This is a genomic window from Aeromonas sp. MaB10011B (genome assembly GCF_017939325.1).
Lineage (GTDB): Bacteria > Pseudomonadota > Gammaproteobacteria > Enterobacterales > Aeromonadaceae > Aeromonas > Aeromonas caviae.
Genome location: NZ_JAGKRK010000079.1, coordinates 1 through 584 on the forward strand (window position 1 = coordinate 1; position 584 = coordinate 584).

1 protein-coding gene is annotated in these 584 nt (G+C 49.1%); it reads left to right on the forward strand.

The genetic code is table 11. The annotated features are described in order from the left end of the window. Positions 1 to 289 (forward strand): transposase (locus tag J9893_RS19000; protein ID WP_210600944.1); only part of this gene is annotated, 289 nt, incomplete at its 5' end. Between the last annotated feature and the right edge of the window lie 295 nt (positions 290 to 584).

The window sequence follows — 584 nt, forward strand, 5'->3', positions numbered from 1 at the left end:
GCTGGCCGAGGTGGATGTGGACTGGCTGATCGCCGAGCGCCCCGGCAAGGTAAGAACCTTGAAACAGCATCCACGCAAGAACAAAACGGCCATCAACATCGAATACATGAAAGCCAGCATCCGGGCCAAGGTGGAGCACCCGTTTCACATCATCAAGCGACAGTTCGGCTTCGTGAAAGCCAGATACAAGGGGTTGCTGAAAAACGATAACCAACTGGCGATGTTATTCACGCTGGCCAACCTGTTTCGGGCGGACCAAATGATACGTCAGTGGGAGAGATCTCACTAAAAACTGGGAATAACGCCTTAAATGGCGAAGAAACGGTCTAAATAGGCTGATTCAAGGCATTTACGGGAGAAAAGATCGGCTCAAACTGAAAAAATGAAATGACTGAGTCAGCCGAGAAGAATTTCCCCGCTTATTCGCACCTTCCCTAAGGAAGGTGCGAACAAGTCCCTGATATGAGATCATGTTTGTCATCTGGAGCCATGAAAAAGGGTTCATCATGAGTCATCAGCTCACCTTCGCCGACAGTGAATTCAGCAGTAAGCGCCGTCAGACCAGAAAAGAGATTTTCTTGTCC